Origin of the sequence: Streptomyces flaveolus, assembly GCF_000716535.1 — a bacterium.
In the GTDB taxonomy this organism is placed as follows: Bacteria; Actinomycetota; Actinomycetes; order Streptomycetales; family Streptomycetaceae; genus Streptomyces; species Streptomyces flaveolus_A.
Genome location: NZ_JNWV01000047.1, coordinates 1 through 24,630, shown reverse-complemented (window position 1 = coordinate 24,630; position 24,630 = coordinate 1). Strand labels below are relative to the sequence as shown.

Annotated in this window: 27 protein-coding genes; 5 read left to right on the top strand and 22 right to left on the bottom strand. The window is 70.7% G+C overall.

The genetic code is table 11. The features are described 5' to 3' along the window. Positions 1 to 8 precede the first annotated feature (8 nt). Positions 9 to 956 carry a LysR substrate-binding domain-containing protein gene (locus tag OO52_RS39310; RefSeq protein WP_048910595.1) on the bottom strand — a complete coding sequence of 316 codons (948 nt, stop codon included), beginning with the start codon at positions 954 to 956 and terminating at the stop codon, positions 9 to 11. 132 nt (positions 957 to 1,088) lie between these two features. On the opposite strand from OO52_RS39310, the gene OO52_RS39305 reads away from it, so the two are divergent. Together OO52_RS39305 and OO52_RS39300 are read left to right on the top strand one after the other, a co-directional pair. Further along, the gene (locus OO52_RS39305; RefSeq protein ID WP_030655541.1) at positions 1,089 to 1,643 is read left to right on the top strand and encodes a peroxiredoxin; all 555 of its coding nucleotides are present in this window, start codon (positions 1,089 to 1,091) and stop codon (positions 1,641 to 1,643) included. Positions 1,644 to 1,646: 3 nt separating this feature from the next. After that, on the top strand, positions 1,647 to 2,180 hold the full coding sequence (locus tag OO52_RS39300) for an alkyl hydroperoxide reductase (RefSeq protein WP_030655538.1): 534 nt from the start codon (positions 1,647 to 1,649) through the stop codon (positions 2,178 to 2,180). Between the two features lie 24 nt (positions 2,181 to 2,204). Here OO52_RS39300 and OO52_RS39295 read toward each other — a convergent pair whose 3' ends face one another. The 7 genes from OO52_RS39295 to OO52_RS39265 all read right to left on the bottom strand — a co-directional run bounded on the left by OO52_RS39295 (position 2,205) and on the right by OO52_RS39265 (position 10,250). Then, positions 2,205 to 3,539, bottom strand: coding sequence for an AI-2E family transporter (locus OO52_RS39295; RefSeq protein WP_030655535.1), 1,335 nt, complete (start codon positions 3,537 to 3,539; stop codon positions 2,205 to 2,207). 161 nt (positions 3,540 to 3,700) lie between these two features. Next, positions 3,701 to 4,417 carry a transglycosylase SLT domain-containing protein gene (locus OO52_RS39290; RefSeq protein ID WP_196944386.1) on the bottom strand — a complete coding sequence of 239 codons (717 nt, stop codon included), beginning with the start codon at positions 4,415 to 4,417 and terminating at the stop codon, positions 3,701 to 3,703. 390 nt (positions 4,418 to 4,807) lie between these two features. Continuing rightward, a complete protein-coding gene (locus tag OO52_RS39285) occupies positions 4,808 to 6,133 on the bottom strand; it encodes a PhoH family protein (RefSeq protein ID WP_030655529.1) in 1,326 nt (441 codons plus the stop codon). Positions 6,134 to 6,481: 348 nt separating this feature from the next. Further along, positions 6,482 to 7,255, bottom strand: a complete 774-nt coding sequence (locus OO52_RS39280) for an isoprenyl transferase (RefSeq protein ID WP_030655526.1) — start codon at positions 7,253 to 7,255, stop codon at positions 6,482 to 6,484. Between the two features lie 630 nt (positions 7,256 to 7,885). Further along, positions 7,886 to 8,677: a class I SAM-dependent methyltransferase gene (locus OO52_RS39275; RefSeq protein WP_030655523.1), complete on the bottom strand. Its 792-nt coding sequence runs from the start codon at positions 8,675 to 8,677 to the stop codon at positions 7,886 to 7,888. A gap of 65 nt (positions 8,678 to 8,742) precedes the next feature. Beyond that, positions 8,743 to 9,270 (bottom strand): GNAT family N-acetyltransferase, encoded by a 528-nt coding sequence (locus OO52_RS39270; protein WP_030655521.1) that lies wholly within the window; start codon positions 9,268 to 9,270, stop codon positions 8,743 to 8,745. A gap of 71 nt (positions 9,271 to 9,341) precedes the next feature. Beyond that, positions 9,342 to 10,250, bottom strand: a complete 909-nt coding sequence (locus tag OO52_RS39265) for an LLM class flavin-dependent oxidoreductase (RefSeq protein ID WP_267885036.1) — start codon at positions 10,248 to 10,250, stop codon at positions 9,342 to 9,344. A 59-nt stretch (positions 10,251 to 10,309) separates the two neighbouring features. On the opposite strand from OO52_RS39265, the gene OO52_RS39260 reads away from it, so the two are divergent. After that, positions 10,310 to 10,717 (top strand): DUF192 domain-containing protein, encoded by a 408-nt coding sequence (locus OO52_RS39260; protein WP_030655516.1) that lies wholly within the window; start codon positions 10,310 to 10,312, stop codon positions 10,715 to 10,717. 12 nt (positions 10,718 to 10,729) lie between these two features. Here OO52_RS39260 and OO52_RS39255 read toward each other — a convergent pair whose 3' ends face one another. The 14 genes from OO52_RS39255 to OO52_RS39190 form a co-directional block, all read right to left on the bottom strand. Next, positions 10,730 to 11,353, bottom strand: a complete 624-nt coding sequence (locus OO52_RS39255; RefSeq protein ID WP_030655513.1) for an OmpA family protein — start codon at positions 11,351 to 11,353, stop codon at positions 10,730 to 10,732. A 7-nt stretch (positions 11,354 to 11,360) separates the two neighbouring features. Next, complete coding sequence (locus OO52_RS39250; protein WP_030655510.1) at positions 11,361 to 11,942, bottom strand: hypothetical protein; 582 nt, start codon at positions 11,940 to 11,942, stop codon at positions 11,361 to 11,363. A 34-nt stretch (positions 11,943 to 11,976) separates the two neighbouring features. Continuing rightward, positions 11,977 to 12,570 (bottom strand): pilus assembly protein TadG-related protein, encoded by a 594-nt coding sequence (locus OO52_RS39245; protein ID WP_030655507.1) that lies wholly within the window; start codon positions 12,568 to 12,570, stop codon positions 11,977 to 11,979. After that, positions 12,570 to 12,755, bottom strand: coding sequence for a membrane protein (locus OO52_RS39240; protein ID WP_030655505.1), 186 nt, complete (start codon positions 12,753 to 12,755; stop codon positions 12,570 to 12,572). The genes OO52_RS39245 and OO52_RS39240 overlap by 1 nt, the downstream gene beginning before the upstream one ends. A gap of 125 nt (positions 12,756 to 12,880) precedes the next feature. Further along, entirely contained in the window at positions 12,881 to 13,639 is a 759-nt protein-coding gene (locus OO52_RS39235) for a response regulator (protein ID WP_030655504.1), read from the bottom strand. Positions 13,640 to 13,649: 10 nt separating this feature from the next. Continuing rightward, a complete protein-coding gene (locus tag OO52_RS39230; RefSeq protein ID WP_030655502.1) occupies positions 13,650 to 15,182 on the bottom strand; it encodes a sensor histidine kinase in 1,533 nt (510 codons plus the stop codon). 8 nt (positions 15,183 to 15,190) lie between these two features. Next, entirely contained in the window at positions 15,191 to 16,078 is an 888-nt protein-coding gene (locus OO52_RS39225) for a DUF5936 domain-containing protein (RefSeq protein WP_030655499.1), read from the bottom strand. 13 nt (positions 16,079 to 16,091) lie between these two features. Next, the gene (locus OO52_RS39220) at positions 16,092 to 17,036 is read right to left on the bottom strand and encodes a type II secretion system F family protein (protein ID WP_030655496.1); all 945 of its coding nucleotides are present in this window, start codon (positions 17,034 to 17,036) and stop codon (positions 16,092 to 16,094) included. A gap of 11 nt (positions 17,037 to 17,047) precedes the next feature. Then, positions 17,048 to 18,385 (bottom strand): CpaF family protein, encoded by a 1,338-nt coding sequence (locus tag OO52_RS39215; RefSeq protein ID WP_030655493.1) that lies wholly within the window; start codon positions 18,383 to 18,385, stop codon positions 17,048 to 17,050. Positions 18,386 to 18,403: 18 nt separating this feature from the next. Beyond that, positions 18,404 to 18,751 carry a TadE/TadG family type IV pilus assembly protein gene (locus OO52_RS39210; RefSeq protein WP_030655488.1) on the bottom strand — a complete coding sequence of 116 codons (348 nt, stop codon included), beginning with the start codon at positions 18,749 to 18,751 and terminating at the stop codon, positions 18,404 to 18,406. 1 nt (position 18,752) lies between these two features. Further along, positions 18,753 to 19,133: a TadE family protein gene (locus tag OO52_RS39205; protein WP_030655485.1), complete on the bottom strand. Its 381-nt coding sequence runs from the start codon at positions 19,131 to 19,133 to the stop codon at positions 18,753 to 18,755. 7 nt (positions 19,134 to 19,140) lie between these two features. After that, positions 19,141 to 20,376, bottom strand: coding sequence for an AAA family ATPase (locus tag OO52_RS39200; protein WP_030655482.1), 1,236 nt, complete (start codon positions 20,374 to 20,376; stop codon positions 19,141 to 19,143). 9 nt (positions 20,377 to 20,385) lie between these two features. Next, positions 20,386 to 21,090 carry a Flp pilus assembly protein CpaB gene (gene cpaB, locus OO52_RS39195; protein WP_030655480.1) on the bottom strand — a complete coding sequence of 235 codons (705 nt, stop codon included), beginning with the start codon at positions 21,088 to 21,090 and terminating at the stop codon, positions 20,386 to 20,388. Positions 21,091 to 21,148: 58 nt separating this feature from the next. Continuing rightward, entirely contained in the window at positions 21,149 to 22,024 is an 876-nt protein-coding gene (locus OO52_RS39190; protein WP_106972144.1) for a hypothetical protein, read from the bottom strand. Positions 22,025 to 22,309: 285 nt separating this feature from the next. Between OO52_RS39190 and OO52_RS39185 the strand changes: the two genes are divergently transcribed. Beyond that, on the top strand, positions 22,310 to 24,025 hold the full coding sequence (locus OO52_RS39185) for a chitinase (RefSeq protein WP_030655474.1): 1,716 nt from the start codon (positions 22,310 to 22,312) through the stop codon (positions 24,023 to 24,025). A gap of 123 nt (positions 24,026 to 24,148) precedes the next feature. Then, positions 24,149 to 24,630 (top strand): hypothetical protein (locus OO52_RS39180; RefSeq protein WP_037630635.1); only part of this gene is annotated, 482 nt, incomplete at its 3' end.

Genomic DNA, 24,630 nt, shown 5'->3' with positions numbered 1-24,630 from the left:
CGGGGAGCTCACGCACCCAGCACCCGTACGGGCAGCGGTCGTAGCGCCTCCCGCAGCGCCCCCGCCAGCTCCTCGTACTCCGCCGCGCGCGCCGCCCCCGCGCGCATCGCGAGCGCCACCCGGCGGCTCGGGGCCGGCTCGGCGAAGTACCCGGTCAGCAGCTGACTGCTGCGGGTCGTCTCCAGCTTCAGCGCGGTGCGCGGGAGCAGCGTGCAGCCGAGGCCGCCGGCCACCAGCTGGACCAGCGTGGACAGGCCGGCGGCCGTGGTGGTGACCGGCGCGTCCTCGCGGCCGGCCTCCCGGCAGATGTCCAGCGCCTGGTCGCGCAGGCAGTGGCCCTCGTCCAGCAGCAGCAGGTTCAGCTCCTTCAACGCCTCGCGCGGGATGCCCTCCCGGCCGCCGAGCCAGTGGTCGAGCGGGGTGACGAGCACGAAGTCCTCGTCGAAGAGGGGGAGTTCGACCACCCCGGGGACGCCGAGCGGCACGGCCAGCAACAGCAGGTCGAGGCGCCCGGAGTTCAGGCCGTCGACCAGGTTGGCGGTCTGCTCCTCGTGCACCTGGAGGTCGAGGTGCGGGTAGCGGTCGTGGACGAGCCGCAGCACGGTCGGCAGCAGATACGGCGCGACCGTGGGGATCACCCCGAGGCGCAGCACGCCCGTGAAGGGCGCCCGGACCGCCTCGGCCTCCTCCAGCAGCGCGCCCACCGCGTCCAGCACCGCCTTGGCCCGCACGGCCAGCCGCTCCCCCGCGGGCGAGAGCAGCACCTTGCGGGTCGTACGCTCGAGGAGGGTCACGCCGAGGGTCTCCTCCAGGGCCGAGACCGCACCGGAGAGAGCGGGCTGGCTCATCCCGATGGCCGCCGCCGCGTCCCGGAAGTGCAGGTGCTCGGCCACGGCGGCGAACGCCCGCAGCTGCGCCAGGCTCGGCTGCCTGCGCTTGCCGTTACTCACGGTCACTGATAGCTCCCTCCGATCAACATGACCGAGTGTAGCTATTTCACTAATCAATGCACCCTGTGCCAACATCGACAACGTCCAACCCATGGGAAACACCCCAAAAGGGAAGTTTCTTCGCTGCAAGGAGAGCGCGTGCTCACTGTCGGTGACAAGTTCCCCGAGTTCGAACTGACCGCCTGCGTCTCGCTGGAGAAGGGCAAGGAGTTCGAGCAGATCCACCACAAGTCCTACGAGGGCAAGTGGCTCGTGGTCTTCGCCTGGCCCAAGGACTTCACGTTCGTGTGCCCGACCGAGATCGCCGCGTTCGGGAAGCTGAACGACGAGTTCGCCGACCGCGACGCCCAAATCCTCGGCTTCTCGGGTGACTCCGAGTTCGTCCACCACGCCTGGCGCAAGGACCACCCGGACCTGACCGACCTGCCGTTCCCGATGATGGCGGACTCCAAGCACGAGCTGATGCGCGACCTCGGCATCGAGGGCGAGGACGGCTTCGCGCAGCGCGCCGTCTTCATCGTCGACCCGAACCGCGAGATCCAGTTCACGATGGTCACCGCCGGTTCCGTGGGCCGTAACCCCAAGGAGGTCCTGCGGGTCCTGGACGCCCTGCAGACCGACGAGCTGTGCCCCTGCAACTGGACCAAGGGCGAGCAGACCCTCGACCCGGTCGCGCTGCTGGCTGGTGAGTGACCCGTGTCGCTCGACTCCCTGAAGTCCCGTATCCCGGACTACGCCAAGGACCTGAAGCTCAACCTGGGCTCGGTCATCGGCAACTCGGAGCTGCCGGCCCAGCAGCTGTGGGGCACGGTGCTGGCGACCGCCATCGCCTCCCGTTCCCCGATCGTGCTGCGGGAGCTGGAGCCGGAGGCGAAGGCGAACCTCTCGCCGGAGGCGTACCAGGCCGCCAAGTCGGCCGCCGCCATCATGGCGATGAACAACGTCTTCTACCGCACCCGGCACCTGCTGTCCGACCACGAGTACGGCACCCTGCGCGCGGGCCTGCGGATGAACGTCATCGGCAACCCGGGCGTGGAGAAGGTCGACTTCGAGCTGTGGTCGTTCGCGGTCTCCGCGATCAACGGCTGTGGCATGTGCCTGGACTCGCACGAGCAGGTACTGCGCAAGGCCGGCGTGGAGCGCGAGACCGTCCAGGAGGCGTTCAAGATCGCCTCCGTGGTGCAGGCCGTCGGCGTCACGCTGGACGCCGAGGCGGTCCTCTCCGAGTAGGTCAGCCGCTGCCGGGGACCCCGCTCACCCTTGGTGGGCGGGGTCTTCCGCGTCCTGTGCCACTTCCTCTTCCGCGGGCTCGGCGGAAGCGTGCTGCTGCTGGACCTCCTGCGAATACTGCCGCAGGTACCCCACCACCGTGTTCGTCACCGCCACCAGCGGCACGGCCACCACCGCGCCGCCGATCCCGGCCACCATGCCGCCGGCGGCCACGGTCAGGACGACCGCCAGCGGGTGGACCCGCACCGCGCGGCCGAGGATGAACGGCTGCAGGACGTGCCCCTCGATCTGCTGGACCGCGAGGACCACGACGAGGGTCATGACGGCGGTGAAGACACCCTGGGTGACCAGCGCCACGATCACCGCGAGCGCGCCGGAGGCGACCGCGCCGACCAGCGGGATGAACGAGAACAGGAAGATGAAGACGGCCAGCGGGACGGCCATCGGCACGTCCAGGAAGTAGATGCCGATGCCGATGAAGATGGCGTCGATGAGGGCGACCAGGACCGTGCCGCGCACGTAGGCCGTCAGGGTGCGCCAGGCGCGCGGGCCGGCGCCGGCCACACCCGGGCGGGCGGCGGCGGGCACCAGCTTCAGGAACCACTGCCAGATCCGCTTGCCGTCGTAGAGCAGGAACAGCGTCGAGAAGAACACCAGCAGGATGCCGGTGAGGGCCTCCACGATGACCTGGACGCCCTCCAGGCCGGCGGACGTTATCTGGTCGGCGTTGGCGCCGATCGCCTCGCGGAGGTTCTTGGCGATCTGGTTGATCTGCTTGTCGGTGACGTGGAAGGGGCTCTTCAGCAGCCAGTTGCGCAGGTCGTCGATGCCGCTCTGGATCTGGTTGGAGAGCGTGTCGATGTTCTCCATGACCTGCCAGGTCACGAACCAGCCCATCAGGCCGATGACGACGAAGCCGCTGATGGCGGTGAGCGCGGTGGCCGGGCCGCGCGGCACCCCGCGCCGGGTGAGCCGGGCGACGGTCGGCTGGAGCAGCGCCGTGACCAGCAGGGCGATGACGAAGGCGAACACCACCAGCTGGATGGCGCTGATGACGCGCATCAGCACCCAGACCGTGCCGGCCAGCACCAGCAGCCGCCAGCCCGCCTCGGCGGCGACCCGGACGCCCCAGGGCACGGCCTCGGCCGGGTCGGGACGGGGACCGGACGGCGCCTTGGGCCGGCGGACGGGCGCGGCCGTGGCGGCAGGCGCGCCGGCCGGCCCGGAGTCGGCGGGGCCGGCGGGCTCGACGGCTTCGCCGTGCTCCTTCTCCACCTCGGCGCGGCGCTCGTCCAGGCGCTCGCTCATCTCGGTGAGACCGGCCCCCAGCCGGCCGAGCCAGCCTGGCACTCGCGACATGATCCGTCCTCTTCCCCCGAGTCCCCGGGTGCTCGCCACCACTCCCCCCTGGAGTCGTTCGCATACGACCGTACAGGGCGAAAGCCCCTCCCCTAAGGACGGGGAGGGGCTGCGCGAGGTTGAGAGCGCGCCGGCGAACGGCGCGGGTGCCGGCAGAGCGCCTAGTACCAGTGGTTGGCCTGCCAGAACGACCAGGCCTGGCACGGGCTGCCGTACCGGCTGTTCATGTAGTTGAGGCCCCACTTGATCTGGGTGGCCGGGTTGGTCTGCCAGTCGGCGCCGGCCGAGGCCATCTTGGAGCCGGGCAGGGCCTGGAAGAGGCCGTAGGCACCGGAGGAGGCGTTCACCGCGCGGTAGTTCCAGCTCGACTCGTGGTTCACGATGTTGCTGAAGCACCCGAACTGGTCGCCGGCGACCATCTGACGGGCCATCGCCTGGATCTGCGCCACGGAGTAGCTGCCCTGGACCGGGAAGCTGGAGGAGTCACGGACGTCGGTCCCACGGCTGGCCGCGGCCTTCGCCTCGGCGCGCTCCTTCGCCTCCTTGGCCGCCTTCTCGGCGAGCTCCTTCTTGGCGATCGCGGTCTCGGCGGCGGCCTTGCGGGCCGCTTCCTCGGCGTCCTTCTTGGCGCTGACGTCCGCGGCGATGGCCTGCGCGTCGGCCTGCTGCGTCAGCGACGCGGTCTGCACCTGTGCCTGCTGACCGGCGGGTATGTCGGCGAGGAGCGTGGTGTCGGCTGCCGTCGCCTCGGCGTCGTTGGTCTGTGCGGTGCTGCCCGAGGCAACGCCGACGACGCTTCCGACAGCGGTGACCGCGGTGGCGGAGGCCACTGCGAATCCCCGGACCGAAATCCGGCTCACACGGTTTCCTTCCAGCATCGCCCGCTTCGGTGACCCTGGCGGACGCGATCGTGCCCCTGACACTGGCCTCCCAACTGCGGGGTCACGGGAGGCGCGGGCCCGGTGGGCAACTCCCCCGAAGGGAGCGCCGCGTGGTGCTCGGGCGGCATACGACGAACTCTATGGAGTTGGTGGTGCTCAGGTGGCGTCGTACCGCTGGGGGTACAGCTGTGTCGTATGCGGGGCCTGACAGGAACGAGACTCTGCCGTAACCGGACGCCGCGTGGCAATTCTGTGTTGCGTGTGAAAGCTCACATCCTGTTTGGCCCTGGGGATTTCAGGAAAACTCCACGCGCCAAGGCGCCGCCCGGCTAGGCTCATGGCCTTTGCCGGACGGCGCCAACAGCCGTCACCCGTATGTCAGATGCGTCAGATGTGTCCGTCCTCCAGCATTTCGGTCACAAGCGCCGCAATCTGGGACCTCTCGGAACGCGTCAGCGTGACGTGCGCGAAGAGCGGGTGTCCCTTCAGCTTCTCCACCACGGCGACCACACCGTCGTAGCGGCCTACGCGGAGATTGTCCCGCTGTGCCACGTCGTGCGTGAGAACGACCCGCGAATTGGCGCCGATCCGGGACAGAACGGTCAGCAGTACGTTCTTCTCCAGGGACTGCGCCTCGTCCACGATCACGAACGCGTCGTGCAGCGAGCGCCCGCGGATGTGGGTGAGCGGGAGGACCTCCAGCATCCCGCGCGCGGTGACCTCCTCGATGACCTCCCGGCTGGTGACCGCCGACAGGGTGTCGAAGACGGCCTGGGCCCACGGGCTCATCTTCTCCGCCTCGCTGCCCGGCAGATAGCCCAGCTCCTGCCCGCCGACCGCGTACAGCGGCCGGAAGACCATCACCTTCTGGTGCTGGCGACGCTCCAGGACCGCCTCCAGGCCCGCGCACAGCGCCAGCGCCGACTTGCCGGTGCCGGCCCGTCCGCCCATCGAGACGATGCCCACGTCCGGGTCGAGCAGCAGGTCGAGCGCGATGCGCTGCTCGGCGCTGCGGCCCTTGATGCCGAACGCCTCCCGGTCGCCGCGCACCAGCCGGACGTTGCCCTCGGCGGTGACCCGGCCGAGCGCCTTGCCGCGCTCGGACTGGATGGTCAGGCCGGTGTGCACGGGGAGGTCGGCCGCCTCCGGGACGTACACGTGCCCTTCCTCGAAGAGGATGTCCACCTGCTCGCCCGGCAGGGTGAGTTCGGTCATCCCTGTCCAGCCGGAGTTCTCCGTGATGGCCAGTTCGGCGCGGTACTCCTCGGCGAGGAGGCCGACCGAGGACGCCTTGATCCTGAGCGGCAGGTCCTTCGACACGACGGTGACGTCGAACCCCTCGGCCTGCAGGTTGCGGGCCACCGCGAGGATGCGCGAGTCGTTGTCCCCCAGGCGGTAGCCGGTGGGCAGCACGCTGGGGTCCGAGTGGTTGAGCTCGACGCGGACCGTCCCGCCCAGTTCCCCGATCGGGATGGGGGCGTCGAGGCGACCGTGCTTCACCCGGTAGTCGTCCAGCAGGCGCAGTGCCTGGCGGGCGAAGTAGCCGAGTTCCGGATGGTGCCGCTTGGCCTCCAGCTCCGTGACCACCACGATGGGGAGCACGACCTCGTGCTCGTCGAAGCGGGCCAGGGCGTTCGGGTCGGCCAGCAGGACGCTGGTGTCGAGAACATACGTGCGCCGGTCGGGCTTGTGGCGCTTTGTGCTGGTCACCACGGAAGGACGTACCCCCTCGGATGAGGTCGGGGAGCGACGAAGTGATGCTGGACCGGTGTCCGGCCCCCGCGCACGGCGGGCCGTGAACCGGCCCCCCGCGGCTGCTTCCGTGCGGTGACCGCACGGTCGGGCTGGTGCAAAGGGCCTCCCGGGCGGGCGACCCCGTGCCGCCCGCTGAGATCCGACGCCCGTGGTTCGGGCGTCGACCTGCTTGCCTTATGCCCTCGATGATGCGCCGCCATGCAAATGCGGCCACCCGCGCGCCGGTGAACTCCTTGTTACATCCCCGCCAATCGGGGTAAACGACAACGCCCCGTCACCGGGCGGCGACGGGGCGGGGCCGGCGGGTCAGCCGCCGTAGCGGCGGTGACGTGCGGCGTAGTCGCGCAGGGCACGCAGGAAGTCGACCTTCCGGAAGGCCGGCCAGAAGACCTCGCAGAAGTAGTACTCCGAGTGAGCGGTCTGCCAGAGCATGAATCCGGACAGCCGCTGCTCCCCGCTGGTGCGGATGACCAGGTCGGGGTCGGGCTGGTCGCCGGTGTACAGGTGACGGCCGATCATGTCGATGTCGACGGACTCGGCGAGGCGCTCCAGGGACACGCCCTTGTCCTGGGCGTCGAGCAGCATGGAGCGCACGGCGTCGGCGATCTCCTGCCGGCCGCCGTAGCCGATGGCCACGTTGACGAGTATCCCGTCGATGTGGGCGGTGGCCTCCTCGGCCTCCTTCAGGGCCGTCTGCATCTGCGCGGGCAGCAGGTCCATCGTGCCGACGTGGTGCACCCGCCAGCGGCCGTCGGTGGCGAGGGTCCGGACGACGTCCTCGATGATGCCGAGCAGGGGGACGAGTTCCTCCTGCGGCCGGTCGAAGTTGTCGGTGGACAGCAGCCACAGGGTGACGACCTCGACGTCGGTCTCGGTGCACCAGCCGAGGAACTCCTCGATCTTCTCGGCACCGGCGCGGTGCCCGTGGACGGTGCTGGAGCCGGACGCCTTCGCCCAGCGGCGGTTGCCGTCCATGATGACGCCGATGTGCTTGGGCACCTGAGCGTGGTCCAGGTGGCCTTCCACCCGGCGTGCGTAGAGCCTGACGAGCAGGCCGCGCAGCTTGTCGCGCAGGTTCACGTGACCCTCCGGGGGTTGGGCGCGGGGGATGGGGTGCCGGAGCCGTTGAGCCTACCGCTGCTCGGGGGTTGGTCATGGCCCCGCCCCTTCACGGGGACGGCGGACCGCGGCCGAGAGGTTCCCGGACCGGGTTCCCGGAACGGGGACGAAAAACGGGCCGGTCCGTGGGGGGGAGACGGACCGGCCCGAGGGGGGGTTTCCACCATAACCCTTCGTAAGGGATGGTGGGTGCATTGGCGGGCCACAACTACTCTCCGGAATCATCCGGCAACGCCCCGGTGGCCGCGGAATGCGCGATTCATGGGGGCTTCATGGCCGATTCACAGCGGAATTCCAGGGAAATCCGGTCGGATACGAACGGATTCGCAAGGATTAGGCCATCTTGGGGGCTCATCGGCGAGTTGCCCCGGGTCCCCCCCGACGGGCGACGCCGTCAGCGAAGGGTGGACTTGACGCCTCCGCTACGCCGTCGGGTGGAGATCGCACGGCTCCACGGCACCGCGCAGCCCCCTCCACTGCGCGGTACCGCCCGCGCAGCTTTGCTCACGCGAATAACCTTGGTCTGAACTTACGTGATCGACGGGACCGGTGTGAACCGCGCTCGATAACAATGTGGAAACCCTGGGCAAACTACGGTCGACGGTCCGGCTTGCGCACGTCGAAGAGATGCCGGGCGCTGTGCGCGACGAACGGCCCCTCCTTCCGGATCCGTTCGTGCAGCGCGCGCAGTCGCGGCTCGTACGCCTCGACCGTGAAATCCGGGACCATCCACACCACCTTGCGCAGGAAGTGGACGACGGCGGCGACGTCATGGAACTCCATCCGCAGCCGCTCCGCCCGCAGCCCGGCCACCTCCAGGCCCGCCGCCTCGGCGTCGGCCCGCTCCCGCTCGGGGTCGCGGCCGCCGCGCGCCTCCTGCGACCGCGGCCCGAGGAAGAACTCGACCAGTTCGAAGGCGCTGCCCGGCCCCACGTGCTGGGCGAAGTAGGTGCCGCCGGGCCGCAGCACCCGGGCGATCTCCGCCCAGTACGGCCGCACCGGGTGCCGGCTGAGCACCAGGTCGAACGCCCCGTCCGCGAACGGAAGCGGCGCGTCGTCCGGCGCGGCGACCACCACGACCCCCCGGGGCCGCAGCAGGGCGGTGGCCTTCGCCACGTTCGGCGGCCACCCCTCGGTGGCCGCGACCAGCACCGGCCGGGCCGGCTCCGCCCGGCTCAGCGCGAAGTCCAGCACCTCCCCGCCGCCGGTCTGGACGTCCAGCACGGCCTCGGCGCCGGCCAGCCGCTCCCCCGCCGACCGGGCGTACCCCCACGACGGCCGCTCCTCGGTGGCCCGGCCCTCGAACCACGAGAAGTCCCACCCCTCGGTCGGCACGGCGGCACCCTCAGCCACGAGGTCTTCGAAGGAACGCTGCGCAGTCATACGGCCATGATCCCAGCGGGGCCTCGACGGTTCCTGCTCTTTTCCGCTCCTGGCCCCGACCCCCCTCAGCTCTGCCCGGACCCCGCGGCGAGAACCAGCATGACGTGCTCGTCCGTCCCGTGGCGGACCGTGCCGGTCCGCTCGAAGCCGTGTCTCTCCAGGAGCCGCACGGAGGCGGTGTTGCCGGCGAAGGGGTCCGCGTACAGCGGACGAACCGGCTCCAGCTCCAGGAACTGGCCGAGCGCCCGCGTGCCGACGCCACGGCCCCAGTACGGCCGCCCGAGCCAGTAGCCGAGGAACCGCCGCCCGTCCTGCGTCCAGGACACGACGCTCCCGGCGGGCTCCCCGCCGACGGTGACCGTCCGCACCAGGCAGTCGGGGTCGCCGAGCACCCGCTCCCGCCAGTGCCGGAAGAAGGCCTCCCGCGGCCGGGGGGTGAACCTCGACCGCCGGACGGCTTCGGGGTCGTGCTCGTAGGCGAAGAGGGCCTCCAGATCCTGCTCCGTGACGGCCCGCAGACGCACGGGGAGATCCGAGTCGGGCGTAACGCTCTCATGGCTGGCGGTCATCTGCACCTCGCGTCGGTCGGTCATGCAGGGCAGTGTGACACCCGCCACTGACAACGCCCCTGACCTGCGGCGACTGCCCGCCCCACCCGTCCCGCTCAGGGCACCAGCGGCCGGACCTCCTGCGCGGCGAAGCGCACGAAGCCCTCCGGGTCGGGCTCGTCCGCCGTCGGCTGCAGGACGACGGTGTCCGCACCGGCCTCGGCCAGCCGCCGTACCGCCTCGGCGACCGCGCCCGCGTCCCCGGCGACACCCACGTCCGCCGCCGACTCGAATCCCTCGGCGGCCAGTTCGGCACGCAGCCGGGCGTCGGCGCCGGTGCCCGTGGCGGCCAGCAGATAGACCACGATCCGGTGCGAACCGTCGCGTCCGGCCGCCCGCCGCCCCTCCTCCACGAGCTTCCGGGCCCGCCGTACGCCGTCCGCCGAGGTGGCGGCGGTGAGCAAAGTGCCGTCGGCCTTCTCGCCGGAGAGCCGGAGCGTACGCGGTCCGGTGGCGCCCGCGAGGACGTCGACCGGGCGCTTTGGGGGCCAGTCGAGGGCGACGTCGTCCAACTGGACGTACCGCCCGCGCACGCTGAGCCGTTCCCCGCGCAGCAGGGCGCGCAGGGCGTCGAGGTGTTCGCCGAGGAGGCCGAGCGGGGAGGCGGCCCGGGCGCCGACCTGGCCCATCCAGTCCTGCACCCCGTGCCCCACGGTCAGGATGGCCCGGCCGGGGAACATGCGTTCCAGCGAGGCGGCTTCCATGGCGGTGACGGCCACGTTCCTGAGCGGCACGGGCAGCAGTCCGATGCCGACCCGTACCCGCTCGGTCCAGGCGAGCGCGGCGGCGGCCGTGGACACCCCGCCCTCCAGGAAGCAGTCCTCCCACAGCCACAGTTCTTCGAGCCCCGCGTCATCCGCGAGGCGGGCGACGGCCCGCAGCCGCTCGGGCGGAAGCTGGGGGCGGAATACGACACCGAGTCCTGTCATGGAGCCCTTCCTAGTGGGGAGGACGGGAAAGAACAACGTGTTTGTGTTGCCGGGCGAGTTGACGGCACGGGTGGCCGTGGCGCGGGAGGTAGGGCATGGGGCGGCGCTGGCGGGACGGGCGGGGACGGCTGATCGTGCGGGCGGGCCCGGCCCCCGCCTCCGCCTCCGGCGCGGGGCAGGTCGTCGTCCCCGTGCCCCTGGAGATCGCGACCTCCTACCGGGCACGGACCAAGGGGCTCCTGGGCCGGGACTCGGTCGACGGGGCGCTGCTGCTGTCTCCGGCCAGCGGGGTACACACGTTCGGGATGCGGATCCCGATCGACGTCGCCTACCTGGACCGCCGCCTGACCGTCATCGCCGTCCGCACGATGCGCCCCGGCCGCCTGGGCCTGCCGCGCCCGCGGGCACGGCACGTGCTGGAGGCGGGGGCGGGGGCGATGGCGGGGTGGGGGCTGCGGCCGGGAGTACGGGTGGAGGTGGAGACGGGGGTGGACCTGGGGTAGCCGGATGCTGCCTCACTGCTGGGTACGGGGAAAGGACACCTCGACCCGGCGGTTCTTCTTCCGGCCGGCCTCGGTGGAGTTGTCGGCGATCGGGTACTGCTCGCCGTAGCCGCGGACGTCGAAGGTGATGGACGGGGTGTTCAGGTCCTGGTCCAGTACGGCCTGTACGGCGTTGGCGCGCTGCTTGGAGAGGGTGTCGCCGTGGGCGGAGGAGCCGAGGTTGTCGGTGAAGCCGAAGACGCGGACCTGGGTGGCGTTCTGTTTCCTGATCTCCTCGGCGATGCCGGCGATGCGGGCCTTCGCCGCCGCGCCGAGTTTGGCGCTGTCCTTGTCGAACAGCACCTCGGCCTGGAGGGCGAACGTCACGTCGGCGTTGGTGTCCTCGCGCCGTTCGTCCCCGCTCTGGTCCTCCACGACCGACTTGATGTCCAACACCTTGGCCGCGGCCAGCGTGGCCCCCTCCGGAAGCTTCAGATCCGGATCCGTGGGGTCGACCTTCACCGGGGCGGCGGCGGAGGGTTCGGTACCGGGGGGTTCACTGGGGCCGGTGTCGTCAGCCAGGGCGGTGGTGGGGGGCAGATTCACGACGAGCAGCACAACAGCGGCCGTGAGCGCAATCCGGGACGCGGTGATCACTTGGGCCTCACCCGGAGATCTTGATGGTAGCGCTGGCAAAGGTGGGCAGCTGAAGGGTCACCTCGGTGGTGTTCGTGGGTGGGGAGGGGAATTGCATGAAGACCGGGAGGGACTGTCCTCCCTGGAGTGTGCCGAGGCCCGTCGTGGTGAGGGGGCGGCCTTCTGTGTCGCGTAGTACGTAGTAGCGCTTTTTTCCCTCGGGGTCGACGAGAGTGGCTCCGCCCAGGGACAGACCGTGCTTGACGATCTCTGTTTCATCGCCGCTCATCTGCGGCGGCACGACGACGGACTTCGCTCCGTCATTCTTCAGATCGCCGCTCACCGTGACGAAGCCGCCCGAGTCACGCTGGACCGAAGTGATCCGGAGAAGCAGTCCCTCAGTGCCCTTGAGCTCGGCCAACGGAGCCGTGGACTCTCCTTCTTGCGTACTCGGATCCGATCCCCCGCCCTTGGAGACGGAAGCCGACGCTTGGGGCTTCTTGGCATCGTCCCCGCCACCACCGCAGCCGGTGACACTGACGGCGAAGCCGACCACGAGGGTCAGTGCGATCACGCCCTTGCGGGCCTTCACGGTGCACCGAATGCTCATCGCTCCGCTTCCTTCTTCCCTCGTCGTTCGCATGTCAGTCGGCCAGGTGGACGTCGAAGAGATCTTCGGGTTTGGGCAGCCTTGCCGGGTCGTCCGGTTCCAAGTCCCAGACCTTGCCGTCACAGGTGAGTTCGGGCAGCGTGTCGTCTTCCGCGTCGTCACCCAGTGGCTCGAACTCACAGAGCGGCTCGATCTCGGCGGTGGCAGAAGCCGTCGACTTGATGTTTTCCGTTGTGGGCACCACGGAGTCACCAACGGATTTGTTGGTCGTGACTTCCGCCTTGTACTTGAGAGGTGGGAGCGGATAACAGTGGTCGAGATGCGCATCGTTCTGCGCGGCGAGTTGTCCGGCGCGCCCGCACGGGTCGGTTATCTCTGTGTCCCCGTGGAGGATGTCCTGCCACTTGGCGGGATCCATCAGGTCCTGCACCCATTGACCCGCGAGCTGGTCGCGTACGTCCTGAGCCGCCGCCAGAGCTGCCGCATCGGCCGCCGTCTGTGCGCCACTTCGGTTCACCGCGGCTTGTCCGACCGCGAGATAAGCGAACGCAAGAAAGAGCAGGCCCGCCACCACCGTGATGTAGATGGGAAAGGCCTGCCCGTCGTCCCGCTGCCTCCGAAGAGGCATCAAGTGATTTCGTTGATCTTCGCAAGAATCTTCTGCAAGATCGACTGACCGATGCTGGTACCCGTAACCGCCAGCACGATCGCCACCACCACCGCGATGATCCCGAGGTACTCGACGGCGGTCTGTCCCTTGTCGTCGGTGCGGCGCTGCATCGCCACCATGATCTTCAGCATCCAGTCGCTCATGACGCTCCCCTCCGGCTGCGCTTCGGATTCCGGAAACGTAAAGCTCGGAGCGGCACCCGCCAGAGGGCCCCAGGGCCCAACCCCAGGCCCATTTGGGGTTGGGGGTTTTCGGGTCTCGTGTCATATCAAGCCACCCCCAGCCACTTCGCCGTCGCCTGGGAGCGTGTCGTGGTGTGGAGCTTGGCGAAGATGCGGTTGATGTGGTTCTTGACCGTCTTCTCGCTGATGAAGCAGGCGGCGGCGATCTGCTGGTTGGTCATGCCGGACGCGATGAGGTCCATGATCTCCGCCTCCCTGCTGCTCAGCCGGAACCGTGACCGGAACGACTGTCCCATAGACGGTTGCAGTTGCGAAAGACTTTGGGGGGCTGAATCTGGTGATAATTCGCCGAGTTGGGGAGCAGCGTGTGCAGCTGCATCTCCCCTCAGCTCCGCCAGCAACGCCCTCGCCGCCCCCGGCGTCACATGCGGGCGCCCCTCCCGTACGTCCCGCACCGCCGTCACCAACTGCTCCGTCGTGAACTCGCCGTGCACCAGATATCCCCCCGCCCCCAGCCGCAGCGCCTCCCGCACGGTCTCCGTCTCGTGGCTGTAGGTGAGCATCATGACGGGCGCCAGCCCCACCAGGTGGGGCAACGCCGAGATTCCGTCGACTCCGGGCATGCGGACGTCGAGGAGGATGACGTCCGGCCGGTGCCGGACCGCCGCCTCGTACGCCTCCCGCCCGTCCCTCGCCTCCGCCACCACCGTGGTGTCCGGGTGACCGGAGAGCAGGGCCGTCAGACCGGCGCGGACGACGGGGTTGTCGTCGGCGACCAGCACCCGCAGCGGCGGGGACGCCGGCGCCGGCGGTGGGAACGGCTGTGGTTGTCGTCGGGGACGCATGTGCCTCCTCTCAAGCCTTTCGGAACGGTGCCGGCAACGGGACCTCCAGGCGGACCTCCGTGCCTCGTTCGTGGGTGCCCCTGCCGATGCGGATCCGGGCGCCGGCTTGTGCGGCCCGTTCGACCATGCCGATCAGGCCGAAGTGGCCCGAACCGCGCAACTCTTCGAGTGTGGTGCCCGGGGGGAGGCCGCTGCCGTCGTCGTGGATCGTGAGGCGGAGCAGGTGGCCGTCGACCGCCGCCCGAATGTCCACGCGGGTCGCGGACGCGTGCCGGTGGGCGTTCTCCAGTGCCTCCGTGGCGATGGAGAGGACGTGGCGGGCCAGGGGGGCGGGGAGCGAAGGGGGGCCGGTGCGGTCGCCCGCCTTGTCCTGCCCCTGCTCCCACTCCTCCCCCTCCTGTCCGCCATTCCCCGCCTCACCGTTCCGCTCCTCACCGTTCCGCTCCTCACCGTCCCTCTCCGCGCCTTCCCACGCGCACGTGACCTTCAGGCCCGTGCGCGTCGTGAAGTCCGCCGCACGGTGCGCCAGTTCCTGCCAGAGCGGGGTCCGGTCCGGCGCGTCCGGCTGGTCCCGGCGCAGGTCCGTCAGCAGCTCCCGGGACTCCGCCGCCGCCCTGCGCGCCGAGCGGGACACCAGTTCCGCCTGTTCCCTGATGCGGGCCGGGTCGGGGCTGTCGGCCGACGCCGTGGCCGCGAGGCCGTCCGCCGCCAGGGCCACCCCGTACAGGGTCTTGGCCACGGAGTCGTGCATCTCGCGGGCCAGCCGGGCCCGTTCCGCGCTCACCGCCTCCGCGGCCGCGAGGCGGGCCTGGACCGTCGTCAGGGCCTGGGTCGCGGCGCCGAAGCGGAGCATCAGGTTGCGCAGGGTCGAGCCCATCGCACCGGCGATGACGCACAGGCCGGGCAGGAGGAGGGCCTCGGCGACGGGCGCGTGGCGGTCGGCCTTCAGGGTCGCGTGGACCAGCAGCAGGATCAGGGACTGGAGCGAGGCGAAGCAGGCCGCGCCGCGCCAACCGTAGACCAGGCCGGCCAGGAGCGGGGTGCAGACGCTGACGTAGGCGAGGGTGGTGTCCGGACCGGCCGAGATGAGGAGGAAGGAGCCGAAGAGGGTGTCGGCGGCCAGGAGGCTGGGGTGGCGCAGCAGGAGGGGTCCGAAGCGTTCCCAGTCGCGGAAGAGGACGTAGGACACCATGAAGGTGACGACCACGGCCGCGCCGACCAGGCGGGCGCCCAGGCCGGGGGCCGCGTTGAGGAGGGCGGCGGGGGCCGACAGGACGATCATCGCCAGGCGGAACCCGAAGACCTGGCGGCACATGGCCTGGAGGGCCCGGATCTGGAGCTTCTCGGAGGGCTCGGTCAGGGGTGCCGCCGTCGCCGCCGCCGTCGACGCCACCGGGTGCGGCGGGACCTCGGTTCGCGCACCGCCCGCCCCGGGGTCCCGCTTCCGCCCGACCCGCCGCGCCCACGCCCCGAGCCGCACTCCCCCCGCACGCGCGCTCCGCCCCGTACGCCCCCTCAGCCCGGTCGGCCCCGTCACCGTCACGCCCGTCCTCACTCCCCCGTGAGCGAGCCGAAGTCCACGCCGGAGCCGAGGAGCAGGCCCGCGCCCAGCAGGAGCATCGTCGCCGGGACCATGAACGTGGTGATCATCAGCGTGGCCTTCGGCACCGCCCGGGCGGCCTTGCGACGGGCGTTCTGGGCGTCGGTGCGGCGCATGTCCTTGGCCAGGGAGACGAGCGTGTCCACGATGGGCGCGCCCAGCTCCTCGCCCTGCTGCAACGCCGTGACGAACATGGCCACCTGCTCGGAGTCGTTGCGCCGCCGCAGCTCCGCGAAGGCCTCGCGGCGGCTCATGCCGAGGTCCATCTGGCGCAGGGTGATGCGGAGTTCGTCGGCCCACGGGCCCTCGTAGCGGGAGGCGACCCGGTCCAGCGCCTGCCGGAAGCCGAGCCCCGCGCTGACCACCACCGCCAGCACGTCCAGGAAGTCCGGCAGGGTGCGTTCGATGACGTCCTTGCGGACCCGGATCGCCGACCAGAGGCCGACCTCCGTCCAGAACGCGCCGAACAGGAGCAGCAGGACGGCCACGAACCACTGGCCGCGCAGGAGGAACACCAGGAAGCCCACGCCGCCGAGGGCGCCGTAGACCGCGCGGCGGGCCGCGTAGCGGTCGATGGTCAGGCCGCCGGGGTTGCCCGCGAGGTCGATCTTCCGGCGGTATCTGGCCACCAGGCGCGGGCCCATCAGGCGCAGCACGGCCGGGGCGTAGCGCATGCCCATGCGGTCGACGACCGAGCCGACGGCGCCGGTGCGGGTGGCGCCGACCTCCAGGGCGACGGCGAGGTCGCCGGGGAGCCTGGCGTCCGCGCGGTACATGCGGACGCCGGCGAAGACGCCCCAGACGCCGAGGCCCATCAGCAGGGCGAGCAGGTATGCCATCGGGTCACCTCCCTCAGACGTCGATCCGGCTCATGCGGCGGATGAGGACGAAGCCGACGGCGTACATGGCGAACGCGACGATCACGCACGCCTGGCCGACCGGTGAGCCGGTCATGCGGTCGAGGGCGCCGTCCTTGACGCCGTTCATCAGGAACAGCGCGCCGATCCCGAGGACGGGCACGGCGTACGACGTCATGGTCACCTGGGAGAGCTGGGTGCGGATCTCGCGCCGGGTCTCCTTGCGCTCCTCCAGGGTCTCGGTCAGGTTGCGGAGCGCGGAGACCACCTGGCCGCCGGCCCGGTTCGACAGGACCAGCGTGGTGACCAGGACGACCAGTTCGCGGGAGGGCAGACGGTCGGCCAGCTCGCCGAGCGCGTCGTCCAGGGAGTGGCCGACGGCGAGCTGGTCGGCGACCTTGGCCAGTTCCTCGCCGGCCGGGGCCTCCAGCTCCTCCGCCGCCATGCCGATCGCGGTGCGCAGGGCGAGGCCCGCCTGGGTGGCGTTGGCCAGGATGCGGGCCAGCTCCGGAAGCTGGTTGATGAAGCGTTCGATGCGCTTCTGCCGCTGCCAGTTGAGGAACTGGACCGCCGCCCAGATCCCCAGCAGGCCCGCGAGCGGTCCGAAGAAGGGGGCCAGGGTGGCCTGGCCGATCAGCCAGAGCGCGGCGACCGTCCCGAGCATGGCGGCGAAGAACTCCCCCGGCGTGACGTCCAGGCCGGTCGCCGCCAGGCGCCGCTCCAGCCAGCGGCCGAGGCGGGTGCGGCGCAGCCGCCGGTCCAGGTCGCGGAAGCGGCGGGTGCGGCCGGTCGCGGACGGTGGGCCGGTGTGCGCGAGGCGGTCCACGAGGGCGGCGCGCCGGGCCCGGCCGGAGGCGTAGGCGTGCACGCCGGCCACCGCCAGGACGCAGGTCAGCAGCGTCACACCGGTGGTGAGCTGGACGAGGGTGTGCAGTTCCATGGTCCTGGGTCCTACCTGGCTTCTCGGGTGGCGAGCTGGTCGGCGGAGCGGGCGACGCCGAAGGCCTGCGGGACGGGCTGGCTCGCCATGTAGAGGCGGTCGGCGGTACGGCGGGGCAGCGGGAAGTACCGGAATTCGCCGTACACGCGGCCGTCCGGCGTCATGGGCCGCGCGTCGAAGCGGGCCACGGTCGCCAGGCGGTACGGCTCCCCGCCGTGGCTGTCGAGCAGCGCGATCTCGGTGATCCGGCGGGCGCCGTCGGCGAACCGGGTGAGCTGGACGATGACGTCGACGGCGCTGTTGATCTGGTCGTGCAGGGCGACGAAGGGCACCTCGACGTCGGACATGGAGGCCAGGGTCTGCAACCGGGTCAGGGCGTCCTCGGCGCTGTTGGCGTGCACGGTCGCCAGCGAGCCGTCGTGACCCGTGGACATCGCCTGGAGCATGTCGAGGGACTCGCCGCCGCGGACCTCGCCGACCACGATCCGGTCGGGGCGCATCCGCAGGGAGTTGCGGACCAGGTCGCGGATGGTGACCTGCCCCTTGCCCTCCACGTTCGGCGGGCGCGACTCCAGGCGGACCACATGGGTCTGCTGGAGCTGGAGTTCGGCGGAGTCCTCGATGGTGATGATGCGCTCGTGCGACGGGATCAGCCCGGACAGGGCGTTCAGCAGGGTGGTCTTCCCGGTGCCGGTCGCGCCGGAGACGATGATGTTGAACTTCGCCTGCACCAGGCCCGCCAGCAGGTACACCATGTGCTCGTCCAGCGAGGCGAACCCGATGAGCTCCTGGAGGGTGAAGGAGCGCGGGAAGCGGCGGATGGTGAGGATGGGGCCGGTCAGGGACAGCGGCGGGATGATGACGTTGACCCGCTCGCCGGACGGCAGGCGGGCGTCCACCATCGGGTTCGACTCGTCGACCCTCCGGTTCACCGTGGAGACGATCCGCTCGATGGTCTGCATCAGCTGGTCGGCGGAGACGAACCGGAGGGGGAGTTGTTCCACCCGGCCGCCGCGTTCCACGAAGATCGCGTCTGGGCCGTTGACCATGATCTCCGTGATCGACGCGTCCTCCAGCAGCGGCTCCAGGATGCCGAGGCCCAGTGCCTCGTCCACGACCCGGCGGATCAGCTGGGAGCGCTCGACCGTCGACAGCACCGGCCCCTCGCGGCTGATGATGTGCCCGAGCACCCGCTCCAGCCGCGCCCGGCGTTCGGCGGCGGCCAGTGAACTCATCTCCGCGAGGTCGATCTCCTCCAGCAGCTTGGCCCGGTAGGAGGCGACCAGGTGTCCGTCCTCGCCCCGGCTGCCGTGCTCCTCCGGGGTGCTGATGCGTGCCCGCAGGCTCATGGGGTCGCTTCTCCTCGGTCAGTGGTCGAGCGGCATGGTGGCGGACTTGGTGGCGGAGCCGAGGTCCCAGACGATGGTGGGGATGTGGACGGTCGCGGTGACGGTGACCGATTCGTCCCCTCCCCCGGTCTCGCCGCACTGCACGGAGAGACCGCCGCTGACCGCGCCGGCGCACGCCTGCCCCACGTCCTGCCGCAGCGACGCGGCCCGTGCCCCCGCCCTGGCCGCCGTACCGGCCTGCTCGGCGGCGTAGGCGACGGCACCGATCTGGATGCCGGCCAGGCCGACGATCAGGAGGACGGGGATGAAACCCAGGTATTCGATGGCCACTTGGCCACGGTCACGTCTCGGGCGGCGGTACGGCATCTCAGTGCTTCACCTCCTCGACGGCTCCGGCGTGGCCGTGCACGGTGGCGGGGAAGGAGATCACGCCCGGGAAGAGGACCGGGACCTTGAGGGAGACATCGGCCGTGACGTAGCCGGACGGACTGCACTGCACCGACGCGTCCCCCTTCCACGCTCCCGACAGGTGCTTCAGCCCTGCCTCCGCGCACGCGGCCTGCCGCGCGCCTCCCGGTGGAGCCGCGGTCCCCGCCCGCACCGCCTCGTCGGCAGCATTCCCGGCGAGCGTGAAGGTGTATCCCACCAACACGGCCTGCCACATGAGCACCAGCGTCAGAACGATCAGCGGGGTCATGCCCAGGAACTCGATGCTCACCTGCCCCCGGTCCCCGTCCGGCCTTCTCATCAGGGACTCACTCCTTCCGCCGCCGCAGGCTCACGGAACCGCGTCCGCCCCCGCGATGGGAGGCTCCCTCCGCCGCCTGCACCAGTCCCAGCTCCCCCGCGAGCGCCCACAGCGCCTGCTTGACCGTGCTCTTGGCGTCGAGCTCATGGACCCGCCCGGCGTCCACGACCCCTTGCAGCTCCTTGAAGTTGGCGGGTACGGCCGTGCGCGCCAGCGCCGTTCCGGTGATGCGCTGCACGAGCGCGGGCTGGATCTCCGTACTGCGCGTGTGCCGGTTGACGACCACGGTCGTCTCCTCGGCCTTGCGGATCTGGAGCCGGTCCCACATCCGTACGGTCCGTTTGGCGGCGCGTACGGCGATGACGTCCGGGGTGGTGACCAGCAGCGCGGTGTCGGCCATCTCGACGGCCGCCGCGCCCGCCCCGCTGAGCTGGGCGCCGCAGTCGACGACGACGATCTCGTAGCGGGAGCGCAGGGCGCTGACGAGCTGGCGGGTGGCGCGGTCGGTGACCTCCTCGCCGCGTTCGCCCTCGCCGGGCGCGAGGAGCAGGGCGAGCCCGGTGTCGTGGCGGAAGACGGCGTCGGCGAGGACGCGGGGCGAGATGTCGGTGATGGCGGCCAGGTCGGCCACCGACCGGCGGAACTGGATGTCCAGGTAGGAGGCGACGTCACCGGTCTGGAGGTCGAGGTCGACCAGGGCGGTGGCGCGGCCGGAGGCCTGGGCGGCGAGGGCGAGCTGGATGGCGGTCAGTGTCGCGCCCACGCCTCCCTTGGCGCCGCTGACCGTGACGACGGTGCCGCCGGCCCCGGCGAGCATCTCGGCGCCGTGCCCGAGGTGCCGTCGTACCCCGGTCGACCACTGGGCGACGGCCTGCACGCGGTTGGCGAGTTCCTCGTACGACAGCGGGAGCGCGACCAGGCCGCGGGCGCCGGAGTCCATGGCGGCGGCGAACAGGCCGGGGCTCGCGTCGGTGGTGACGAGGATGACGCCGACGGCCGGGAAGCGGAGGGCGACTTCGCGGATCAGTTCCAGGGCCGGGACCGGGCCGATCCGTTCATGGACGACCACGACCTCGGGCAGTTCGTCGACCGACTCGGCGGCGAGCCGGGCGAGGGTGTCGACCAGCTGGGTGGAGTCGGTCACCGGGGGCTGTGGCTCCGCGTCGGGGAGCTGGCTGAGCAGGGTGGTGAGGGAGCGGACGGCGTCCGGGTCCGCGCCGGCCGGGAGGATCCTGGTGGGCATGGCCGCCTCTCACTTGTCCGTCGCGAGTTCGTAGGTGCGGTCCTTGTCGGGGACGCTGGTCTCGCTGCCGGGGGCCACGAGCGCGAGCCGTACGCGCTGGGCGAAGGACTCGGCGTAGGTGACGCGCTGGGCGTCGATGGTGGACAGCGCGAAGGTGATGGGGACGGCTTCGGTGGCCTGCTGGTTCTTGTCGCGGTCGGGTTCGAGGGCGGTGATCCGGCCGACGTCGATGACGCGGGCGTTGGTCACGATGATCTTCGACTGGTCCGGGTCGCCCTCCTTCTTCCCCTCGAAGGTGGCATAGACGTTGACCCGCGACCCCGGGGTGATCTTCCCCGCCACGCCGGTCGCCGCGTCGATCATGATGGCGACCTCCTGCTGGCCGGGCTGGAGGGCGGGCCGGTCCACGATCATGTCGGTCTGGAGCAGGGAGCCGGCGTGCAGGGTGGTCACGGCGATCTTGCCGCGGATCTGCCGGAGGTCGGTGACGGCGTTGCCGGACAGCCACCGCTTCGGCATCTCGATCTTCTCGAACTGACCCGTGTCCAGGGCGGTGTACGGCTTCACCTCGGACCTGACCCGGTAGGCGGCGACCTCGGGCCCGACCTTGGAGTTCGCGTCGTGGATGACGGAGAGCACGCCGGCGAACGCGCCCAGCGCGCACAGGACCGACAGGATCAGGAGTATCACGCCGCGGCGCTGACGGGAGTTCATGAACCGTGCAACCTCATTGGGGGAATCGGTCGAGCGGGACGGGTCAGGTTCGCGCAGGTCAGGCGGGCGTTCGCTGTTCCAGGGCGCGGGGTGGCTCGTACGTGGGCGGGGTGGCGGAGCAGAAGACGCAGCGGTCGCCGATGACGTCCAGGCCGCACCAGTGACAGCTGGTCTGCCGTACGGAGGTGACCAGTTGGTAGAGGACGGAGAGGTCGGCGAGGTAGCCGCAGAACTCGACCATGCGGCCGGTGCCCCACCACACCGGGGACTCGGCGGGCAGCGGGGTCTCGCGCAGCCCGTGCACGCCCCACCGGGTGCCGAGCCCGGCGGCCCACTCGCTCTGCAACTGGCCCTTGGCGACCAGCAGCCAGGTGCTGAACTCGGGTCCCTTGAGCGTGGCTTCGGGGGCGACCTTGACGAGCTGGGGCTCGGGGTGGGCGAGGACGGCGAACTGGCTGCCCGGCACCCAGGACCTGGCGTGCGCCTTGAGGCCGACCGGGACCCGGTCCAGCCTGGCGACGGAGCCGAGGACGGCTCCGGCGTGGATGTAGTGGGTGAGCAGCCGTCCGGCGGAGGCGAGCACGCCCGGGCTCAGGTCGCAGGAGGCGAGCTGGCGCAGCTGACGGGCCAGGACGGCGATGCCGAGCGGCGGTAACTCCGGCCGGAACAGGGCGATGCGGTCGCTCTCCAGCAGCGAGCGCAGGGTGTGCAGCCGCCGTACGACCGGCTCCGGGGTGGCCTGTGAGCAGACGACGACCACATAGCCGTACTGCTCGACGAGGGCGTGGAGTTCGGTGAGGGCCTGGTCCAGCGGCTTGCGGTCGAGGCCGGTCAGCACGACGGCGGGCATGGTCCGCTCGTCCTGCGCCGGCAGCGCCATGTCGGCACTGGTCACGGCAATGGCAGTTGGCACGCGCAGCTCCCCGCTCTTCACACCCGTCGGCCCACCGGTGTAACTCCAATGCGCCAGGACGACTTCACTGCGTGACTACCTGAGCACTGTATCCACGGGCGTCTGACCGGAGAACAGCGTTTGTGAAGCCGGTGTGGAACTCTCCCGGAGCAAGTCCCGCCAAACCTGGACAGGTTGAGCCACCGATTGGAAACGGTTTTGGTCTGGACCTCTTGACACCCCGATTGGTCTGGACCAACTTAAGGGCGCAAGCGGTGGCCACCGCCCCTCTCCTCCCCTCCCCGCCCACTCCCCACGGAGGCACCAGTGGACCGCGCACCAGGCATACCCAGACCCCGCGGACGGCGGCTCGCGACGTGGTCCGCCGCCACCGCCCTGGCCCTCTCGGTCGCGGGCCTCGCCGCGGCCGCGCCGGCGTCCGCCGCGGACGTCAACAACGTGAAGAACGCGGGCTTCGAGTCGGGCCTGGCCAACTGGACGTGTACGGCCGGCAGCGGCACGACGGTCACGTCCCCGGTGCACGGGGGCACCGCGGCCCTGAAGGCGACGCCGGCCGGCCTGGACAACGCCCAGTGCACCCAGGCGGTCGCGGTCAAGCCCAACTCGACGTACACGCTCAGCGCGTGGGTCCAGGGCGGCTACTCCTACCTCGGCGTGACGGGCACCGGCACGACGGACGTCTCGACGTGGACCCCGGACTCGACGTCCTGGAAGCAGTTGTCGACGACGTTCACCACGGGCGCGTCCACGACGTCGGTCACCGTCTACACCCACGGCTGGTACGGCCAGGCGGCCTACTACGCCGACGACGTCTCGGTCTACGGCCCCGACGGCGGCGGAGGCGGCGACCCGGCCCCGACGGTCCCCGCGGCCCCGGCCGGTCTCTCCGTGACCGGTACGACGTCCTCCTCGGTCTCCCTGTCCTGGTCGGCGGTGTCGGGCGCGACGGGCTACAACGTCTACCGCAACGGCACCAAGGTCACGGCCGTGACCGGCACGTCGGCGACGGTGACCGGCCTCGCGGCGTCCACGTCGTACTCCTTCCAGGTCACGGCGACCAACGCGGCGGGCGAGTCGGCCAAGTCGGCGACCGTGACGGGCACGACGACCTCCGGCACGGGTGGCGGAGGCGGCTCCCTCCCTAAGCACGCGGTCACCGGCTACTGGCAGAACTTCAACAACGGCGCCACGGTCCAGAGACTCTCGGACGTCCCGTCGTCCTACGACATCATCGCGGTGGCCTTCGCCGACGCGACGTCGACCCCGGGAGCCGTCTCCTTCAGCCTGGACTCCGCCGGCCTGAACGGCTACACCGTCGACCAGTTCAAGGCGGACATCAAGGCCAAGCAGGCGGCCGGCAAGAAGGTCATCATCTCGGTCGGCGGTGAGAAGGGCTCGGTGTCGGTCAACGACGCGACGTCGGCCGGCAACTTCGCCAACTCGGTCTACTCCCTGATGCAGACCTACGGCTTCGACGGCGTCGACATCGACCTGGAGAACGGCCTCAACGCGACGTACATGACGCAGGCGCTGCGCTCACTGTCGTCGAAGGCGGGCTCTTCGCTGATCATCACGATGGCCCCCCAGACGATCGACATGCAGTCCACGTCGAACGCGTACTTCCAGACGGCCCTGAACATCAAGGACATCCTGACGGTCGTCAACACGCAGTACTACAACAGCGGCTCCATGCTGGGCTGCGACGGCAAGGTCTACAGCCAGGGCACGGTCGACTTCCTGACGGCCCTCGCCTGCATCCAGCTCGAGGGCGGCCTCTCCCCGTCCCAGGTCGGCCTCGGCGTCCCCGCCTCCACCCGCGCGGCGGGCAGCGGCTACGTCTCCCCGACGGTGGTCAACAACGCCCTGGACTGCCTGACGGCGGCCACGAACTGCGGCACCTTCAAGCCGTCCAAGACGTACCCCGCGCTCCGGGGCGCGATGACCTGGTCCACGAACTGGGACGCGACGGCGGGCAACGCGTGGTCGAACACGGTGGGGCCTCACGTCCACGCCCTGCCGTGACCTGACCCATCGGACACTTTCAGCGCCCGGGCCGTTTCGGTCCGGGCGCTGCCTTACGTGGCGGGGCGGCCGGACTCGATCGGTCAGCCGGGCATCGCTTTGCGACTGCCGTCAGGCAGTGTGATGATCCCGTCCATGACTGAAGACGGGGGGCGTACGCGCAGGTCACGGCTGTACGACTACGCGGACATGGCCGTACCCGGCCCATCGGGGACCACGGACGACCCCGAGCCCGGAGGCCCGCAGTTCGCGATCCTGCTCGGCGAGTTCCGGCGTACTCCGGTGCTCGTACCGCTGGGCCAGGACGACTCGCCGCTGACGGCGGACTTCGGTGGTGTCCGCTGGTTCTACGCCTTCTCGAACGAGCAGGCGCTGGCGCGTTTCGCGGTCGCGCGGGGTGAGGGTGACCGGGAGTGGACGTACCAGCGGTGGCTGGGGGCGCGTCTGCTGGACGCTGCGGTCCCGGCGGCCGGGGTGCCGTGCGGGGTGGCGTTGGACTGCGCGGGCGGTGAGGACGGGATGGTCTTTCCTCCGGTGCGCGGGATCGTGCCGGACGAGGTGGCGGTGGACGTCGCTGCGGCGGCCGAGGACGAGGGGAACGAGCG

Bases quoted from the DNA above. Each gene is read 5' to 3' on its own strand.
- OO52_RS39225 (WP_030655499.1), bottom strand. From the start codon at position 16,078: ATGGCATACCTGCTCGCCCTGCTGATGGGCCTCGGCGTCTGGGGCGTC.
- OO52_RS39250 (WP_030655510.1), bottom strand. From the start codon at position 11,942: ATGAGCATTCGGTGCACCGTGAAGGCCCGCAAGGGCGTGATCGCACTG.
- OO52_RS39205 (WP_030655485.1), bottom strand. From the start codon at position 19,133: ATGAGAAGGCCGGACGGGGACCGGGGGCAGGTGAGCATCGAGTTCCTG.
- OO52_RS39290 (WP_196944386.1), bottom strand. From the start codon at position 4,417: ATGCTGGAAGGAAACCGTGTGAGCCGGATTTCGGTCCGGGGATTCGCA.
- OO52_RS39260 (WP_030655516.1), top strand. From the start codon at position 10,310: ATGGGGCGGCGCTGGCGGGACGGGCGGGGACGGCTGATCGTGCGGGCG.
- OO52_RS39270 (WP_030655521.1), bottom strand. From the start codon at position 9,270: ATGACCGACCGACGCGAGGTGCAGATGACCGCCAGCCATGAGAGCGTT.
- OO52_RS39215 (WP_030655493.1), bottom strand. From the start codon at position 18,385: ATGAGCCTGCGGGCACGCATCAGCACCCCGGAGGAGCACGGCAGCCGG.
- OO52_RS39240 (WP_030655505.1), bottom strand. From the start codon at position 12,755: ATGAGCGACTGGATGCTGAAGATCATGGTGGCGATGCAGCGCCGCACC.
- OO52_RS39210 (WP_030655488.1), bottom strand. From the start codon at position 18,751: ATGCCGTACCGCCGCCCGAGACGTGACCGTGGCCAAGTGGCCATCGAA.
- OO52_RS39200 (WP_030655482.1), bottom strand. From the start codon at position 20,376: ATGCCCACCAGGATCCTCCCGGCCGGCGCGGACCCGGACGCCGTCCGC.
- OO52_RS39235 (WP_030655504.1), bottom strand. From the start codon at position 13,639: ATGCGTCCCCGACGACAACCACAGCCGTTCCCACCGCCGGCGCCGGCG.
- OO52_RS39220 (WP_030655496.1), bottom strand. From the start codon at position 17,036: ATGGAACTGCACACCCTCGTCCAGCTCACCACCGGTGTGACGCTGCTG.
- OO52_RS39275 (WP_030655523.1), bottom strand. From the start codon at position 8,677: ATGACTGCGCAGCGTTCCTTCGAAGACCTCGTGGCTGAGGGTGCCGCC.
- cpaB (WP_030655480.1), bottom strand. From the start codon at position 21,090: ATGAACTCCCGTCAGCGCCGCGGCGTGATACTCCTGATCCTGTCGGTC.
- OO52_RS39295 (WP_030655535.1), bottom strand. From the start codon at position 3,539: ATGTCGCGAGTGCCAGGCTGGCTCGGCCGGCTGGGGGCCGGTCTCACC.
- OO52_RS39245 (WP_030655507.1), bottom strand. From the start codon at position 12,570: ATGCCTCTTCGGAGGCAGCGGGACGACGGGCAGGCCTTTCCCATCTAC.